We start from the raw sequence: 16,101 nt of genomic DNA, 5'->3' as shown, positions 1-16,101 counted from the left end.
TCACAGAGAGCGCTTCATTCGTTATAATGAGCTTAAGAAAGGAGATGTCAAACAATGCATACTTTAATTATGATTGGTGTCAGCTTAGCTTTCTTATCAGCTATCTTTACAGCAGGTTATAACGACAAACAGACTGTTAAACGAAAATAGAAGCGTGTTTTTAACATATGAAAGACAAGGAAAAACATTCCCTTGTCTTTTTCTTTTTTGTAATTAATCACTAGCGAAAGCTGCACAAATTAAAAAAGAAAGCAAAATCTTTAAAACTAAGATTTTGCTTTCCCTATTCTGCTGATTAGTATTCATCAAAGTATTTTTGAATCTTCTCTTTATTCTCCGTTTTTGTTAAAGAGAGCATAAGTAAAATTCGGGCCTTTTGAGGATTTAAGGAATTAGCAGAAATATAGTCTTTAGGTGTTACAACTCCATTTCCTGTGCGAGAAGATCTAACAACCTCTACGCCAGCACCTTCCGCTTCCTTCGCAGCTTCGTCTGCTACTTCTGACATTGATCCATTTCCTGAACCTGCATAAACAATTCCTTTCGAACCTGCATCAACCGCTGCTTTGAATAAATAAGTTCCTTCATTTTGGTGCCCATACAAAATATCAACTTGCGGAAGCTTTTCGATTGTTAAAATATCAAAGTCTGTTTCAGTTGTATGCTTACGCGTAACCGTATTATTAAAGTAAACATCATCAGCAATTGTACCTAAATAGCCCATTTCTTCAGCTTTAAACGTATCTGGAGCCGTAGTATTTGTTTTTGTCACATAGCGAGCAGAAGCAATACGGTCGTTCAAAACAACCATTGTCCCTTTTCCTCGTGCTTCTTTACTTGAAGCTACCTTCACAGCATTGTATAAATTTAAAGGGCCGTCTGCACTTATGGCTGTTGCAGGTCGCATTGCTCCTACTACAACGACAGGCTTGTCACTTTTTACAACAAGATTTAAAAAGTAGGCCGTTTCCTCCAATGTATCTGTACCATGGGTAATGACAATTCCATCTACATTATCTGAAGCGAGAAGCTCGTTTACTCGTTTTCCTAATTTTAAAAGAAGCTCATTTGTTACATCAGCACTGCCTATATTGACAACTTGTTCCCCATCCACATTAGCAATCTCCTTCATTTCAGGAACGGCTTTAATAAGCTCATCAACTCCAACTTCCCCAGCTTTATAGTCTGTTGTAGAAGTATTTGACTCTCCTCCCCCTGCAATAGTACCTCCAGTTGCTAAAATTTGAACGTTTGGAAGTTTGTTATTTTCTCCAGCCTTTGTGTCTGTTACTTCTTCATTCGATTCTGAAGAGGATACGTTTACACTGCTATCTTCTTGGACTTTCTCTTCCGCTGTTGTGCCACATCCAACAAGAAGCATAAAAGGCAAAATAAAAGCCAATAATTTATTTCCGAATTTTTTGTTAATTCCCAATGAAATCTCTCCCTTTTTTTGTTTACTGTTTACTGTAATTAATGACATTATAAAAATAGACAATAAGGGATTCACCATTTATGTCAGATAAGATAACTATAAAAGTAAAATATTTTTGTTCATGTTATATAAAGCTACATAAAGATGAAAACCATTCACATATATAGGTATTATCCAAATATTTACTTTTACTTTCTTTTATACTACTATTATCAATAATGATAATGGTAAAGGAGATGGCCCTCATGAAGAAAAAAGCAGACTTACTGCTTCACCCTGTAAGGATGAGAATTGTCCAAGCTCTTGTTGAAGAAAACATGACAGCTTATGGGCTGATTCATGAACTAAAAGACGTTCCACAAGCTACAATGTACCGACAGCTCCAAACTTTGCTCAAAGAAGAGCTCATACAAGTGATTGAAGAGAAAATGGTTAAAGGATCTGTTGAAAAAGTATATGGGGCAGTAAAAAGTGCTGTTAATATTTCTAGAGAAGAATTCCAAGCTTATTCAAATGAAGAACATCTGCATTTCTTTTTGACATATCATACGCACCTTTTAACAGAAGTACAAAATTATTTATTACACGAAAACAAAACGACAGATTTTGGCTACGGATTTACACCTTTTCATTTAACAAAAGAAGAGAAAAAAGATTTTTTCGTCCGTTATAAAGCTTTAATGGAAGAATTCTCTTCTAAAGCACCTCATGAAGATCGGACAAAACTTACGTTAGCAACTATATTTATACCAACTACAGAATAGGAGTATGTAAAGAATGCAAGTAAGACAAATCAAAAAAAGAGATATTGGCGGAATTGAATTATATTATGAACATTCTTATATAAAAGAAGAACAGCCAACACTTATATTTGAATCGGGCTATGGATGTCCTTCAATCTATTGGGATTCTATTAAAGATAAAGTAAGTGAATTTGCAAATTGCTTTTTCTATGACCGTGCAGGAATTGGAGAAAGCACGTATGATGGACGTCCCCAGCACAGCAAACAATGCGTAGAAAATCTGCGCCTTCTTCTACAAAAAGCTAACATCCAACCTCCCTATATTCTTATTGGTCATTCTTTCGGAGGAGCAAATGCGAGATTATTTTCTCATACATATCCCGAAGAAGTACAAGCAGTGATTCTCTTAGATTCTTGTCATGAAGATCAAAATAGAGTGATGGCTCCTTTGTTTAGCGAAGAAGTACAAGAAGGATATTTTGGACAGTTCTCTGCAGAAGGAAGTGAAGCCTCTTTAGAAGAATTCGAAGAAAGTCTAGAACAAATTCGCAATTGTCATTCTTTAGAAGATATCCCACTCATTGTAGCAAGTGCAAGCTTGCCTTCCTACCATACAGAAGCCTCTTTTGCAGCATGGGATTTGTTTCAGCGAGACCTTACTCGCCTTTCTGTACATAGTGAAAGAAGGATTATCCAAAATGCAGGGCATGGCCTTCATATTGATCAGCCTGAAGCCATTGTTCAGCTTATTCAAAACGTCGTAGAAAAGCTAAAAAATAACCCTAGCTAGAGGCTAGGGTTATTTTTATTTTAAATGAGCGAAATTTTGTTGACGAAGCGCTTCATACACAAGAATAGCTGCCGTATTTGATAAGTTCAATGCTCGAACTTTATCATTCATTGGCAAGCGTAAGCATTTGTCAGCATATTTTTCTTGAATATAGTCTGGCAGACCATTTGTTTCACGACCAAATACAAAGAAATAGTCTTTGTCAGGTTGATCAAACCCGTACTTCATATAGTTTTGGTCACCGAACTTTGTAATAAAATAAAAATCGCCGTCTTTATTTTTCTCAAATAGTTCGTCAAGTGAATCATAATAAACAACTTTTACGTGCTGCCAATAATCAAGTCCTGCTCTTTTTAACATTTTATCGTCTGTTGAAAATCCTAATGGACGAATTAAGTGTAATGTTGTATCTGTTGCTGCGCATGTACGAGCAATGTTTCCAGTGTTAGCCGGAATTTCTGGTTGATATAAAACAACGTTTAATCCCACAATTGTCACCTCTACAAAAAAATCTATCCATCATTATACCACTAAAGGTTATGAATTAATATGAAAAAAAGCGTATTTAATATTTGGCGTATAAGCCGTTGAGTCTGTATAGTCCCAATAACGCATTCTGCTGTCATACGTGTTAGCATTCACAAGTGGCATATCATTTAAATCCCGATTTACAACAATTGTTGTATGATTCCACTTGCGATCGCCTTCAAAATCATAGCAAATAACGTCACCTGGAATAAGTTGTTCGGCGCTTCCTACTTCTTTCGCGCCAAGTCCTCCACTTTTCAGCAAGCGATGAAAAGCATTAGCAACAGACCAGCTGTAGCTCCATGAATCATTTTGCATCCACCAACCTTTAGAACGATTTGGATACCCTCTCATCGAGATTCCACCTTCGTGAAGGCATTGAGAAATATAGTTTGTGCAGTTCACTTCAAATGTATGATACTTCGGATTTCGTTCCTGCCACCAAAGCTCCGCATATTGAATAGCTTGCAAACGATTATAAGTTCTGCGGGTATCAACTTCTTCAAACTTCAAGTCTGCTTTGCTTTTCGTTTCTTTAATAAATGGATTATGCTCTTCATCTTTTACAAGTGTATCTTTAAAAAACTGAGCACTGCGTTTTTCCACATTTTCTTCCATATAAAAGAAGTCGCCTTGCTTAATAAAAGACTTCAAATGAACGTTGTACTCAACAAACGTTTCTTCTCCTTCTTCTCGATAAGAAGAAACTGCCCCTTTTGCCTGACACTTAACAATCATTGCTCCCCTTTTTTCTAACGAAGCCTTCTTCCGTTCACATTGGTCTTCAATAAGGGTCCAAAAATCATTACGTATCTCTCCATTCGCATAACTTGCCGCCCTTGCTTCTGTTAAGAGCTGAAGAATATATCGTTTTGTTTTCATAAGCTTTATCACCCCTTAAAAGCTTATGATGGAAAAAGGCTAACTATTTACAAGGCGTAACCCTTTCTTAATTTCTTCAATAACTTCTTCCTCTTTTTCTTTTAAAAGAGCCATTTCTAATTCACTTACTGCTTCATTTGTTCCGATTTTCCCCAGTGCCCATGCTGCTGTTCCTCTAATAACAGGGCGCACATCTGCCTTTAAAAGCTTTATTAACTCTGGCACTGCTGTTTCGTCTTTAAAATGAGCAAGCGCAATAATGGCATTACGTTGGATTGGTTTCTTTCCTCTCCATGAACCTGAAACATGCCCATATTTCTCTTTAAATTCGCGATTGCTCATTTGAAGAAGTGGTTTTAACTTTGGTTTAGCAATTTCAGGATCTGGTTCTAATTCAGCATGAAGATGAAAATCTTTTCCCTTGTTTTCAGGACAAACCGTCTGGCATGTGTCACACCCATACAAGCGATTGCCAATTTTCGTCCGAAATTCATCTGGTAAAAATCCTTTTGTTTGGGTAAGGAACGCAATACAGCGATTTGAATTCAACTGTCCACCTTGCACAAGAGCACCTGTTGGGCAAACATCAATACATTTATTACACGTGCCACAGCCATCTTCAACAGGCTGATCTGGTTCTAATGGAAGAGTTGTAATCATCTCCCCAAGATAAACATAGGAACCAAATTCAGGGGTAATAATGGCGCAGTTCTTTCCGCTCCAGCCAATCCCTGCTCGCTCAGCAACAGCGCGATCTGAAAGCTCTCCTGTATCAACCATCGACTTCAACCGTGCACCCGGTACTTTTTCTGTAATAAACGCTTCTAATTTATTAAGACGATCACGAAGTACGTTATGATAATCATGCCCCCATGAAGCACGACAAAAAATACCGCGACGATCTTCCTTCGTCCCCCGCGGAGCATCTTTCATTTTCGATGGATAAGCAACGGCAATTGCAATAATAGACTTTGCTTCTTCTAATAAAAGCTCTGGATTTGTTCTCTTTTCTAAATCTGGTTCTTCAAACCCTGATTCATAACCAAGCTCTCTATGACGTTCAAGGCGGTTCTTTAACGTTTGAAATGCTGAAGCACTCGCAAAGCCGATTTTATCAATACCAATTTCTTTACTATAAGCAATAATTTCTTCTTTAAGTTGATTAATATCCATCCCAATCCTCCTTTCTGTTTGAGACTTAATTTTGGTAGTTTTCTTTTCTACCCTTTATACTAAAGGAAATGAACTGAAAAAGGAGATGGAATCCAATGGAAATCAAACTTTCTAATACACTTATTGAGAAAGTTCCTGGTTTTAAAGTAGGTGTTATCCAATACAACAACATCGAAATTGGGGAGTCACCCCAAATGCTGCGTGGAAGACTTCAGTTATTCCAAGAATCAATTCATTTTGATTTACAAGATAAAAACATCACAGACTTCGATGGCATTAAAGAATGGCGCCAAGTGTTTAAAACAGTTGGAACTGATCCAAGCCGCTACCGTCCTTCAATTGAGGCATTGTACAGACGTATCAAAAAACATACATACCTACAGCCTGTCCATTCTGGAGTAGACTTAAATAATTTCTTCTCCTTAGAATATCAAGTACCAATAGGTCTCTATGATCTCGATGCCTTAGAAGGTGATATTCTTATTACAATTGGAGATGAAAATGCTCATTATGAGGGTCTGAACGGACGGAATGTGACGTTTTCAAACAGTATTGTTTCGCTTGATAACCAAGGTGCATTTGGCAGTCCTTATGTTGATTCTGTCCGAACAAAAGTTACGGAAACAACAAAAAATGCTCTGCAAATCGTCTATCTAAAACCGTCAACAGACCTTGATAATGCAGAACGATTACTTTCTTCTCTTCAGCAAATGTTTAATCAAATCCACGGTGGAGAAGGAAAAGCGCTGGTTATCGCTTAAAAACCAGCGCTCTTCTTTTAAAAATAATAAAAAACGCAATGCTTCGTTGATTATCAAACGAAACACTGCGTTGCACACGTAATTGATGGTTAGGTTATGTATTATTGGAGCGGGTGATGAGAATCGAACTCACGACATCAGCTTGGAAGGCTGAGGTTTTACCACTAAACTACACCCGCATGTCCTTTATTTTGTTTCTTAACTACCTGACAATTAATATTATATTAACTTTTTGTTAAGATTGCAAGAGTTTTTTACAAAGTTTTTTTAAAAACTTTACAATTGATTGAGCTATTGGCTTTTATCTAAAAAAGGTTAGGATTTTCCCTAACCTTTTTTGATTAAAATGGAAATCGCTTTTGTTTACTATATTCCTCATCATAAGCATAAGAAGCACGCAGCACTAATTCATCCTGAAATCGGTTCCCTGCAATTTGAAGACCAATTGGCAACCCTGAGGCGGAAAAACCAATAGGAAGTGATGCTGCTGGAAATCCTGTTGTATTATATAAATGCGTTAACAGCCAGTCTGAAACAGAACTGATTTTCTTACCGTTAATTTTATCAGGACCAAGCAATCTGTAATCAAAAGCTGGAACAGCAAGTGTTGGAGATAAAATTAAATCATACGAGTCGAAAAAGTCTTGCATTTTGTTCCAAATAGAGGTCCGGATTGGATCAAGATTTTTATATTGTACAGCATTTAATTTTGTTCCTTCCTCAATCATTGCTTTATAGGAATCTGTCACCCACTCTGGATTTTCATTTAAAAGAGGCCCGCTTCCAGCTGCTGCTGATGAATACCACATACTTGTGAAAAAGGTGATAAACCCCTCAAGGTTCATGCCGAAATCCATATCAATTTTCTCAACTGTACAACCAAGCTCTTCCCACTTTGACAACGTACTTTCAACAATATGAGCAACTTCCTTGTCCACTTCATAAAGACCAAAGTTTTCTGTATAAGCAATTCTAACTCCTTTTAAATCCTCTTTAAGTTTTTGACTTATCTCTTTGTTGTACACAGGCAATGAAAAAGGATCTCTTGTGGAAGGTCCTTGTGTATTTTCTAAAAACAAGGCAGCATCCAGTGGCGAATGACTCAAAACACCATGATTGGCAAATGGAGCTGTTGAACCAAAAGCATTTGCTATGCTGTTTGTATTTGGAATAGCTCCATATGTAGGCTTGAATCCGTATACTCCGCAAAAGCTGGCTGGAATACGAATAGATCCTCCCCCGTCATTTCCTTCTGCAATTGGTACAAGCCCAGCACCAACGGCTGCAGCAGAGCCACCGCTCGATCCTCCCGATGTTTTAGAAGCGTTCCATGGATTTTTGGTTGCCCCAAACAATAGATTGTCTGTTGTGCCAATATGACCGAACTCAGGGGTGTTTGTTTTTCCAATCACAATAGCTCCGGCCCTTTTCAATCGTTCAACAATTACAGCATCTCGATCTGGAATATAGTTTTGAAAAGCAGGTGAACCAAACGTGGTGCGAATTCCATTTGTTAAAGTTAAATCTTTTATAGCAATTGGAATGCCGTGAAAATCCCCTACATTTTCTTCTTTCATTAATCTTTCTTCCGCTTTCTTTGCTTCTTCTCTTGCCTTTTCATTTAGTGTTACAAACGCATTAATTTTATCGTTATGATCTTCAATTCGTTTTAAAAAGTAATCTGTTACTTCAACTGGAGAAAGTTTTTTCGCTTTCATTTGTGACACCAGCTCAGAAACGCCAAATTGTTCTAACATAGCCCAACACCTTCTTTTTCTTATCTACTCGTCAGTGTACGAAATTTTTAAATACCGAGTCAACCAACTGTACTTCTTATCCAAAAAATCTTCTCCGCGTTAGTTAAATTAACTAGTAACATTTCTATCCACTACAAAAAACGCCTATTTCACGTTACATTTCCTTACATATCAATTTATTAATTTTTTCACAGATAGTATAAATAAAAAAAGATATCCTTTTCGTACATCTTTATTAAGTTTGAAGGTCATCTACAACTTATCACTAGAAGGAGGAATAATAATGAAATTATCTCAATTGAGAACAAGTGGTCATGCTCCATCTTTATTTTCAGCTTTTTTATACTTTGACGTTAGTTTTATGATTTGGGTAATGCTCGGTGCATTAGGCGTTTATATTACAAATGATTTTGGACTTTCTCCAAGTGAAAAAGGCTTAATTGTCGCTATTCCTATTTTGGGAGGATCTATTTTCCGTATTCTTTTAGGAATGCTAACAGACCGAATAGGACCAAGGAAAACAGCAATTATCGGCATGTGTGCCACACTAGTTCCGCTTGTGCTTGGATGGCAGTTTGGAAATACAATGGGCGAACTGTACATAATCGGGATTTTGCTTGGTGTTGCAGGTGCAAGCTTCTCTGTTGCTTTACCAATGGCAAGCCGCTGGTATCCACCACATCTTCAAGGCCTTGCAATGGGGATTGCAGGCGCTGGAAATAGCGGAACCCTTCTAGCTACATTGTTTGGCCCTCGTCTTGCTGAAGTATACGGTTGGCACGGTGTAATGGGAATGGCTATTATCCCACTTTTACTCGTATTCTTAATCTTTATTTTCACAGCAAAAGACGCTCCTTCACAGCCTGCTCCACAACCTTTAAAAGAATACCTTAAAGTTTTTAAATATCGAGATACATGGTTTTTCTGTCTTCTCTATAGCGTAACATTTGGTGGATTTGTGGGCCTTACAAGCTTCTTAAGTATTTTCTTCGTTGATCAATATGGGTTAAGTAAAGTTGCAGCAGGAGACTTTCTCACACTTTGCGTTGCAGCAGGAAGCTTCGTTCGCCCAATCGGTGGTTTTCTTTCTGATAAATTTGGGGGAGCTCGTATTCTTATGTGCTTATATATTGGAGCTGCTCTTTGTATGTTTGGTGTTGCACAACTTCCTGGACTTGGGCTTGCGATTGCCATTTTATTCATTGCTATGGCCTGTCTTGGTATGGGAAATGGCGCTGTATTCCAACTTGTTCCACAACGCTTTCAAAAGCAAATCGGTATGATTACAGGAATTGTTGGGGCTGCTGGCGGAATTGGAGGCTTTTTTGTTCCAAACTTACTCGGTACTTTAAAAAGCACGACAAATACGTATGCAACAGGTTTTATCGCCTTTTCGGCCATTATTCTTGTTGCTTTAACCGTTCTTGTTGTTGCCCAGCAAACGTGGAAAAGAACGTGGAATGCTCAAAATGAATCGGTTAAAATTTAAAAAGAAGCACTTTAAAGTGCTTCTTTTTACTATTTGAGTCGAAATGTATAACGGCTTTCTTCTTGAAACGGCTTTTCAGGATAAAGAACAGCACTAGGGAAATTCTCATGATGAATCGCATCAGGTAACTTTTGCAGTTCAATGCAAATAGCACCATGTTTAAAGCCAGCCCTTCCTTCATTGATTCTCTCTTTTTCGGTTAACCCATTGTTTGTATAAATTACAACAGCTGGCTCTGTTGTTGTTGCATGAAGTTCAACTGTTTTGTTTTTATTTTTCAGCACAACTTCTTTGTCTTGAAGTAAAAACCCATGATCATATCCGCCTTCAATATTAAGCTGGGGGTCATCTTTCGAGATGAATCTTCCTATCTTGACATCCTCTCGAAAATCAAATGGTGTATCTTCTACGTTGAGTAATGTTCCTGTCGGTATAACTTCCTCTGTTAATTGTGTAAACTTTTCGGCAGAGATTTTCAGTATATGATTCTCAATCCCTTCTTCAAAATGTTCAAGATTGAAATGAAAATGAAGGGATGGCGCAAAAAGAGTCGGTTTGTCTGTTTCTGCTTCTGTTTTAATAACTAGCGTCTCTCCTTCTAGTTTATAAGTGACCGAAACGTCAACATTGCCAGGAAATCCGCCTTCTCCGTCTTTTGTACGATATGTAAGAACAGCAAGAGTATTTTCTTCGCTTACAGCTACATCCCAAAACTTCGTTGCTAAGTTAGCAGATCCGCTATGCAAATTATGTTCTCCATCATTTTTTTCAAGCTTATATTCTTTTTCTTCGAGCGTAAATTCAGCATTTGCAATCCGTCCAATAACAGGACCAACAAAACAATTCAAACAGTGTTTATCATCAAAATAACTATTAATATCAGCATAGTTCATCACAACATTTTGCCCATTTTTCAATAAGATGTGAGTAATATAAGCACCATAGTTCATAAACTTAACTGTTAACTTCTCATTTTTCAACGTATATTCTCGAATGTTCTCCTTCATTAAATAAGTCCCCTTTCCTTTATAACCTATAGTTTAAGTTAAAATGACGCATCTTATAAAATAAAAATTGCCTTTTTTCCTAATTATAGTGAAACTTCCATTTACTATCTCCGTCTTATTAGTACAGATATTGAGGAAACAAAAGGAGGAACAACAATGGCTAACCTGTTGTTTAGTATTCTTGAAGGAGTCTTAACCTCTGTCTCGTCATGCAGAAGTAAACTTATCAATACTAAATTTAAAAGGCTAAAAAAAGAGAAATGGTTTCAAGAAATAGTGAACAGATATGGAACGCTGTTTCAAGCGAATACAGAAATGAGAAATTTTATTGAAAGAACGAACATTGAAGAAGTATTAAAAGATCCTCTCCAAACAGAACTTTTTCAACTTCAATTAGAAAAAGTATTAGCGAAAGAAAACTTTTAAAAGAATAACCATCATTTATTATCTTATAAAGGAGTCTAATCGTTGGAAAATCATTTTGTAAAAAGCGCCGTTGAAGTATTAGCAAACGGCTTCAATATACATCCACTCAAAGAAAATGCGCTTCTTTTCAAATACATGGAAGAGCTATGTTGTAAAGATAATACCTTATACCTACTTGATGACCTAGAGGCTGTTGCAGAAGCAATCAGAGAATATGACGCTTATCTTCTTATCGATCTTATCTCTCTATATGATTGTAAAGCAGCACAGCAGCTAGATATTTTAGTGCTGGAAGATTAAAAATAAAATTAAGAGCCGGAAGCGTTATGCTCTTCCGGCTCTTGAACTTTATTCATTTATTTTAGTACCTCCGCAAGTTCTGTAAAAATAAACCCTAAAGCATGTGCTCCTGCATCAGGATGACCTAAGCTTCTTTCTCCAACAGTACCAGCCCGTCCCATTCGAGCCACGATTTCTTTTGTCTTCTCAGCTCCGTTTACAGCCGCTTCTGCTCCTTTATGGAAGGCTGTCTTCATCTCCTCACCGTGCTCTGCACACTCTTTCCAAGCATCGGCACATGGTACAAGCGCATCTATGAGCGTTTTATCGCCAACTTCTGCTCCTCTGCCAAATGAACGCTCTCCAATGTCTTGTATTCCCGCTACAACAGCTTGAAGCATGTCAGAAAACTCTTGCACTGTTAGTGCACGTTTCTCTCCTACAGCCTTACCTGCTGCTCTAAAAGCCCCACCCCATATTGGACCAGAAGCTCCTCCACAATGTTCCATAATAACCATTGAACTGCTATCTAAGAAACTACCTATACTTAATGTCTCTTCATTGATAATTGTTTTCCACTCACGCTTTAACTGTCTAAACCCTTTAGCAACACTTGTCCCAAAATCACCGTCACCTGCATGAGAATCTAACTTACAAAAAGATAACTCGTTTTTAATAATCACTTCACTCATTTTATCAACAAGATAAATCATATTTCCTAACGAAATTACATTATCTTTCACAACACGATATTCTTCTTCTGTCTCTACTTCAAAATGAACTGATCCTACTGTTTTTTCTTCCTCAACACCTGCATACTCTACTTGCTGAACAGGTCCATCTACTTTAAATGCTGGTGCATCTGATTTATTAGAAAGCAATGTTTTTAATTCATCGTCCAATTTCATAATAGATAGTGACACACCAGCCATATCAATGCTTGTCATGTAATTTCCAACAAAAGTTCGGTTAACTTTTATCTTTCGATTAGAGAACTCTCTTGCTACTGCATTGTTAAAAAGATAAAGCTCCTGCAATGGCGTTCCACCGAATCCATTTACTAATACTGCTATCTCTTCACCTTTTATGTTTAAATCTTTTAGTAAATCACGCACCATACGTTCTGCTAACTCGTCAGCACTTGCAATTTTTTCTCGTTTAATGCCTGGCTCTCCATGAATCCCTACACCATATTCCATTTCATCCTCATCAATCTTAAACGTTGGGGAACCGCTTGCAGGTAATGTACAAGATGTAAGAGCAACTCCTATACTACGCACATTTTCCACTGCCTTTTCTGCAATAGCCTTCACTTCCAATAAGTCTTTCCCTTCCTCAGCTGCAGCACCAGCAATTTTGTGCACAAGCACAACACCAGCTACGCCACGGCGACCAACTGTATATAGACTGTCTTCTACCGCAATATCATCGTCAACACGAACATATTCAACATTAATACCGTCTTCTGAAGCTAAGTGAGCTCCGTTCTTAAAGTTCATAATATCTCCGCTATAGTTCTTAATGATTAGTAGTGTGCCCTTTTTACCCTCTGTTGCTTTAATAGCTTGATAGACTTGAATTTGAGAAGGAGAAGCAAACATATCTCCACATACCGCTGCATCTAACATACCTTTTCCAACCAGCCCCGCATGTGATGGTTCATGACCGCTTCCACCACCGCTAATTAACGTCACTTTGTTGTTGTTCATTTCTTTTTTCTTAATCACTTTATATTTCTTTAGAAGCTCAAGCTCTGGATGAGCCATTACAATTCCATTGCACATTTCCATAACAACATCTTCAGGATTATTAATGATTTTCTTCACTTCATTTTCCTCCTTAAACTATTCCTTATGTAGTTTCAATAATTAATGCTTGAGGTATGTATACGTAGATTCCAGCTTTATTACCTTTGTTACTTTTCATGTTAGAGTGAATACGTTTTATTGTAAATGATAAATGTTTTTACTTTAAGGTCTCTTATCATTTTGATAATAAATATAGACATAAGTAAGTTATCAAAGAAAATCGGTTAAAAGGTTGAATACCTCACCAAATGTTTCTAGGCTCCTCAATTTTTCTTACCAAAAAAGCAGGAACTGCTCCTGCTTTCAATATTCATAAATCATTTTTCGGGTCATTCCACCATCTACAACAAGGTTTGTCCCTGTTACGAAATCATTGTCAAGATGTGTTAGATATAAACATGCTTTTGCAATATCACTTGGTTTTCCTACTCGTTGCGATGGATGTTGAGTATGATCAATGTTGCGCAGTGATTCATAATTATCTGTTTCAATCCATCCTGGTGAAATGGAATTAACAGTAATTTTATCCTCACTAAAGGAAATAGCTAATGCATGCGTTAAGGCCACAATTCCTCCTTTTGTTGCCGCGTATCCTTCTGTATGTGGTTCTGACATTGCCGCCCTTGTTGAAGCCATATTCACAATAGCGCCACCTATGTCATTTTTCTTTATTTCCTTTGCAGCTTCTCTAGAACATAAAAATACGCTTCGTAAGTTTGTATTAATTATGTCATCCCATTCTTCAATGGATAGCTCATAAGGAGATTTCCATCTCGAAACGCCAGCGTTATTTATTAAAATATCAATCTTTCCATATGTACGAACAGCTTCTGTCATTAAGTTGATAATATCCTTTTCATTTCTTACATCTGTTTTAATAAAGGTTGCTTTGCCTCCATCTTGACGAATTTGCTTTTCATGCTCTCTTCCTGCTTCTTCATCAAAATCAGCTATTATAACGTTTGCTCCTTTTGCTGCATATTGTTTTGATACCTCTTTCCCAATTCCATTTGCTGCTCCTGTTACAACAACAACCCTTCCATTAAAGGACATAATACTCCACTCCATTTATATATTGATATATCTTTCATACTCGCAACTATATGAGGAAAATCCTTCATATGAGACATTTTCAAAAATATTCTTTAACCACTTTTATACTTTCCTCTCTTCTTCTTTATATGTATGATATTTAAATTATAAACTTTTGAGAAATGCTTCAAAGACTTTCTCTTGCAAGAATTTATTCTTACTTATTTCTATGTGTATTTCCTACTTCCTCTCAGTAATACAACTTAAAGCACACAACTATACGTACACAATTCAAGCTTATTTTATCATGTTAAACAAGCACAAAAAAAGACCTCAACCTAATCGTTGAAGTCTTAATCTCACTACAATATCTGATACCGGTGGTCGGGTTCGAACCGACACTCCAGAGGAACACGATTTTGAGTCGTGCGCGTCTGCCAATTCCGCCACACCGGCATATAAAAAACAAATCTGCTATAAATAGCAGATACAAAAAAAGGCGGCAACCGGATTTGAACCGGTGATAAAGGTTTTGCAGACCTCTGCCTTACCACTTGGCTATGCCGCCGTCTTAAAATAGATGGAGCGGAAGACGGGATTCGAACCCGCGACCCCCACCTTGGCAAGGTGGTGTTCTACCACTGAACTACTTCCGCATATTGGCTGGGCTAGCTGGATTCGAACCAACGCATGACGGAGTCAAAGTCCGTTGCCTTACCGCTTGGCTATAGCCCATTTATATGATGCCTGAAAGTATAATATGTATTTTATATGTAAACTAAATGGGGCGATTGATGGGAATCGAACCCACGAGTGCCAGAGCCACAATCTGGTGCGTTAACCACTTCGCCACAACCGCCATTTTAATTTGGCAGGGGCAGTAGGAATCGAACCCACACCGGAGGTTTTGGAGACCTCTGTTCTACCTTTAAACTATGCCCCTGTAAGAAATGGTGGAGGGGGACGGATTCGAACCGCCGAACCCAGAGGGAGCAGATTTACAGTCTGCCGCGTTTAGCCACTTCGCTACCCCTCCATCTTCATTGTCAAACATGATAAATGGTGGCTCAGGACGGAATCGAACCGCCGACACATGGATTTTCAGTCCATTGCTCTACCAACTGAGCTACTGAGCCGTATATAATTTCAAAATAATGGCGGTCCCGACGGGAATCGAACCCGCGATCTCCTGCGTGACAGGCAGGCATGTTAACCGCTACACCACGGGACCTTTTGGTTGCGGGGGCAGGATTTGAACCTACGACCTTCGGGTTATGAGCCCGACGAGCTACCAGACTGCTCCACCCCGCGATATGTTGTTTAAATGGTGGAGGATGACGGGCTCGAACCGCCGACCCTCTGCTTGTAAGGCAGATGCTCTCCCAGCTGAGCTAATCCTCCACAAAAACAGTAGTCTATGTAATATAGTAAAATGGTGACCCGTACGGGATTCGAACCCGTGTTACCGCCGTGAAAGGGCGGTGTCTTAACCGCTTGACCAACGGGCCATAAGTTGAGTAGTGGCGGAGAGCAAGGGATTCGAACCCTTGAGACAACGTTAGCCGCCTACACGATTTCCAATCGTGCTCCTTCGACCACTCGGACAGCTCTCCAAATGGCTCCACAGGTAGGATTCGAACCTACGACCGATCGGTTAACAGCCGATAGCTCTACCACTGAGCTACTGTGGAATATGGTTAGCCTGGCAACGTCCTACTCTCACAGGGACAAAGTCCCAACTACCATCGGCGCTCAAGAGCTTAACTTCTGTGTTCGGCATGGGAACAGGTGTGACCTCTTGGCTATGGTTACCAGACATATTCTTTTGGTTAAGTGACGCAACATTATCTATTATACAAGCATTCTTTCGAAAAAGCAAGCGTTTTTTAAAAAAATGTTGTTCACTCAAAACTAAATAACAAGGCAAGGAAAAACATATCCGATTATGATCAATTCTTAGGTTAAGTCCTCGATCGATTAGTATTAGTCAG

At 38.3% G+C, this 16,101-nt stretch carries 14 protein-coding genes, 15 tRNA genes and 1 rRNA gene; 6 read left to right on the top strand and 24 right to left on the bottom strand.

Features of this window, described 5'->3' with window-relative positions:
- Window positions 1-295 precede the first annotated feature (295 nt).
- Entirely contained in the window at window positions 296-1,381 is a 1,086-nt protein-coding gene (locus B9N79_RS16245) for a type II asparaginase (RefSeq protein WP_046217440.1), read from the bottom strand.
- Window positions 1,382-1,680: 299 nt separating this feature from the next.
- On the opposite strand from B9N79_RS16245, the gene B9N79_RS16240 reads away from it, so the two are divergent.
- Complete coding sequence (locus B9N79_RS16240; RefSeq protein WP_046216698.1) at window positions 1,681-2,199, top strand: helix-turn-helix domain-containing protein; 519 nt, start codon at window positions 1,681-1,683, stop codon at window positions 2,197-2,199.
- Window positions 2,200-2,212: 13 nt separating this feature from the next.
- A complete protein-coding gene (locus B9N79_RS16235; RefSeq protein WP_040057228.1) occupies window positions 2,213-2,968 on the top strand; it encodes an alpha/beta fold hydrolase in 756 nt (251 codons plus the stop codon).
- A gap of 15 nt (window positions 2,969-2,983) precedes the next feature.
- On the opposite strand, the gene trmL is transcribed toward B9N79_RS16235, so the two are convergent.
- From trmL to queG, 3 genes are read right to left on the bottom strand one after another with little or no spacing between them, the layout of a single operon-like run.
- Entirely contained in the window at window positions 2,984-3,457 is a 474-nt protein-coding gene (trmL, locus tag B9N79_RS16230) for a tRNA (uridine(34)/cytosine(34)/5-carboxymethylaminomethyluridine(34)-2'-O)-methyltransferase TrmL (protein ID WP_019393994.1), read from the bottom strand.
- A gap of 48 nt (window positions 3,458-3,505) precedes the next feature.
- Window positions 3,506-4,378 carry an amidase domain-containing protein gene (locus tag B9N79_RS16225; RefSeq protein WP_046216696.1) on the bottom strand — a complete coding sequence of 291 codons (873 nt, stop codon included), beginning with the start codon at window positions 4,376-4,378 and terminating at the stop codon, window positions 3,506-3,508.
- A 39-nt stretch (window positions 4,379-4,417) separates the two neighbouring features.
- A complete protein-coding gene (gene queG / locus B9N79_RS16220; protein WP_040057230.1) occupies window positions 4,418-5,551 on the bottom strand; it encodes a tRNA epoxyqueuosine(34) reductase QueG in 1,134 nt (377 codons plus the stop codon).
- Between the two features lie 95 nt (window positions 5,552-5,646).
- Between queG and B9N79_RS16215 the strand changes: the two genes are divergently transcribed.
- Window positions 5,647-6,312 carry a B3/B4 domain-containing protein gene (locus tag B9N79_RS16215; protein ID WP_040057231.1) on the top strand — a complete coding sequence of 222 codons (666 nt, stop codon included), beginning with the start codon at window positions 5,647-5,649 and terminating at the stop codon, window positions 6,310-6,312.
- A 105-nt stretch (window positions 6,313-6,417) separates the two neighbouring features.
- Here the strand turns inward: B9N79_RS16215 and B9N79_RS16210 are convergent.
- A tRNA-Gly gene (locus B9N79_RS16210) sits at window positions 6,418-6,491 on the bottom strand.
- 162 nt (window positions 6,492-6,653) lie between these two features.
- Window positions 6,654-8,069 (bottom strand): amidase, encoded by a 1,416-nt coding sequence (locus B9N79_RS16205; protein WP_040057232.1) that lies wholly within the window; start codon window positions 8,067-8,069, stop codon window positions 6,654-6,656.
- A 283-nt stretch (window positions 8,070-8,352) separates the two neighbouring features.
- On the opposite strand from B9N79_RS16205, the gene B9N79_RS16200 reads away from it, so the two are divergent.
- Window positions 8,353-9,558 (top strand): nitrate/nitrite transporter, encoded by a 1,206-nt coding sequence (locus tag B9N79_RS16200; RefSeq protein WP_040057233.1) that lies wholly within the window; start codon window positions 8,353-8,355, stop codon window positions 9,556-9,558.
- A 29-nt stretch (window positions 9,559-9,587) separates the two neighbouring features.
- Here B9N79_RS16200 and B9N79_RS16195 read toward each other — a convergent pair whose 3' ends face one another.
- The gene (locus B9N79_RS16195; protein WP_046216695.1) at window positions 9,588-10,565 is read right to left on the bottom strand and encodes an aldose epimerase family protein; all 978 of its coding nucleotides are present in this window, start codon (window positions 10,563-10,565) and stop codon (window positions 9,588-9,590) included.
- Between the two features lie 156 nt (window positions 10,566-10,721).
- Between B9N79_RS16195 and B9N79_RS16190 the strand changes: the two genes are divergently transcribed.
- On the top strand, window positions 10,722-10,991 hold the full coding sequence (locus B9N79_RS16190) for a hypothetical protein (RefSeq protein WP_040057235.1): 270 nt from the start codon (window positions 10,722-10,724) through the stop codon (window positions 10,989-10,991).
- Window positions 10,992-11,033: 42 nt separating this feature from the next.
- Window positions 11,034-11,291 (top strand): hypothetical protein, encoded by a 258-nt coding sequence (locus B9N79_RS16185; protein WP_040057236.1) that lies wholly within the window; start codon window positions 11,034-11,036, stop codon window positions 11,289-11,291.
- Window positions 11,292-11,347: 56 nt separating this feature from the next.
- Here the strand turns inward: B9N79_RS16185 and dhaK are convergent, their stop codons facing one another.
- The 17 genes from dhaK to rrf all read right to left on the bottom strand — a co-directional run bounded on the left by dhaK (window position 11,348) and on the right by rrf (window position 15,926).
- Window positions 11,348-13,096 (bottom strand): dihydroxyacetone kinase subunit DhaK, encoded by a 1,749-nt coding sequence (gene dhaK / locus B9N79_RS16180; RefSeq protein ID WP_046216694.1) that lies wholly within the window; start codon window positions 13,094-13,096, stop codon window positions 11,348-11,350.
- Window positions 13,097-13,381: 285 nt separating this feature from the next.
- Window positions 13,382-14,131, bottom strand: coding sequence for a glucose 1-dehydrogenase (locus tag B9N79_RS16175; RefSeq protein WP_019394004.1), 750 nt, complete (start codon window positions 14,129-14,131; stop codon window positions 13,382-13,384).
- A gap of 354 nt (window positions 14,132-14,485) precedes the next feature.
- A tRNA-Leu gene (locus B9N79_RS16170) sits at window positions 14,486-14,566 on the bottom strand.
- Window positions 14,567-14,607: 41 nt separating this feature from the next.
- A tRNA-Cys gene (locus B9N79_RS16165) sits at window positions 14,608-14,678 on the bottom strand.
- A 13-nt stretch (window positions 14,679-14,691) separates the two neighbouring features.
- A tRNA-Gly gene (locus B9N79_RS16160) sits at window positions 14,692-14,766 on the bottom strand.
- Between the two features lie 4 nt (window positions 14,767-14,770).
- Window positions 14,771-14,845 (bottom strand) — tRNA-Gln (locus tag B9N79_RS16155).
- A 48-nt stretch (window positions 14,846-14,893) separates the two neighbouring features.
- Window positions 14,894-14,969: transfer RNA gene (locus B9N79_RS16150), tRNA-His, on the bottom strand.
- Window positions 14,970-14,979: 10 nt separating this feature from the next.
- Window positions 14,980-15,053, bottom strand: a tRNA-Trp gene (locus tag B9N79_RS16145).
- Between the two features lie 8 nt (window positions 15,054-15,061).
- Window positions 15,062-15,146, bottom strand: a tRNA-Tyr gene (locus B9N79_RS16140).
- A gap of 24 nt (window positions 15,147-15,170) precedes the next feature.
- Window positions 15,171-15,246, bottom strand: a tRNA-Phe gene (locus tag B9N79_RS16135).
- 19 nt (window positions 15,247-15,265) lie between these two features.
- Window positions 15,266-15,341: transfer RNA gene (locus B9N79_RS16130), tRNA-Asp, on the bottom strand.
- Between the two features lie 3 nt (window positions 15,342-15,344).
- A tRNA-Met gene (locus B9N79_RS16125) sits at window positions 15,345-15,421 on the bottom strand.
- Window positions 15,422-15,435: 14 nt separating this feature from the next.
- Window positions 15,436-15,511: transfer RNA gene (locus tag B9N79_RS16120), tRNA-Val, on the bottom strand.
- A gap of 32 nt (window positions 15,512-15,543) precedes the next feature.
- Window positions 15,544-15,618 (bottom strand) — tRNA-Glu (locus B9N79_RS16115).
- A gap of 13 nt (window positions 15,619-15,631) precedes the next feature.
- Window positions 15,632-15,723: transfer RNA gene (locus B9N79_RS16110), tRNA-Ser, on the bottom strand.
- A 3-nt stretch (window positions 15,724-15,726) separates the two neighbouring features.
- A tRNA-Asn gene (locus B9N79_RS16105) sits at window positions 15,727-15,801 on the bottom strand.
- Window positions 15,802-15,810: 9 nt separating this feature from the next.
- Window positions 15,811-15,926: ribosomal RNA gene (gene rrf, locus B9N79_RS16100) — 5S ribosomal RNA — on the bottom strand.
- Between the last annotated feature and the right edge of the window lie 175 nt (window positions 15,927-16,101).

The organism is Priestia filamentosa (genome assembly GCF_900177535.1).
Taxonomy (GTDB): Bacteria; Bacillota; Bacilli; order Bacillales; family Bacillaceae_H; genus Bacillus_I; species Bacillus_I filamentosa.
The sequence above is the reverse complement of the archived record's forward strand: the minus strand, read 5'-3'. Positions and strand labels throughout refer to the sequence as shown.

Coding starts and splice junctions, on each gene's coding strand:
- queG (WP_040057230.1), bottom strand. CDS start 5,551: ATGGATATTAATCAACTTAAAGAAGAAATTATTGCTTATAGTAAAGAA.
- B9N79_RS16215 (WP_040057231.1), top strand. CDS start 5,647: ATGGAAATCAAACTTTCTAATACACTTATTGAGAAAGTTCCTGGTTTT.
- B9N79_RS16200 (WP_040057233.1), top strand. CDS start 8,353: ATGAAATTATCTCAATTGAGAACAAGTGGTCATGCTCCATCTTTATTT.
- B9N79_RS16225 (WP_046216696.1), bottom strand. CDS start 4,378: ATGAAAACAAAACGATATATTCTTCAGCTCTTAACAGAAGCAAGGGCG.
- B9N79_RS16195 (WP_046216695.1), bottom strand. CDS start 10,565: ATGAAGGAGAACATTCGAGAATATACGTTGAAAAATGAGAAGTTAACA.
- B9N79_RS16190 (WP_040057235.1), top strand. CDS start 10,722: ATGGCTAACCTGTTGTTTAGTATTCTTGAAGGAGTCTTAACCTCTGTC.
- B9N79_RS16240 (WP_046216698.1), top strand. CDS start 1,681: ATGAAGAAAAAAGCAGACTTACTGCTTCACCCTGTAAGGATGAGAATT.
- B9N79_RS16235 (WP_040057228.1), top strand. CDS start 2,213: ATGCAAGTAAGACAAATCAAAAAAAGAGATATTGGCGGAATTGAATTA.
- B9N79_RS16205 (WP_040057232.1), bottom strand. CDS start 8,069: ATGTTAGAACAATTTGGCGTTTCTGAGCTGGTGTCACAAATGAAAGCG.
- B9N79_RS16175 (WP_019394004.1), bottom strand. CDS start 14,131: ATGTCCTTTAATGGAAGGGTTGTTGTTGTAACAGGAGCAGCAAATGGA.
- B9N79_RS16245 (WP_046217440.1), bottom strand. CDS start 1,381: ATGCTTCTTGTTGGATGTGGCACAACAGCGGAAGAGAAAGTCCAAGAA.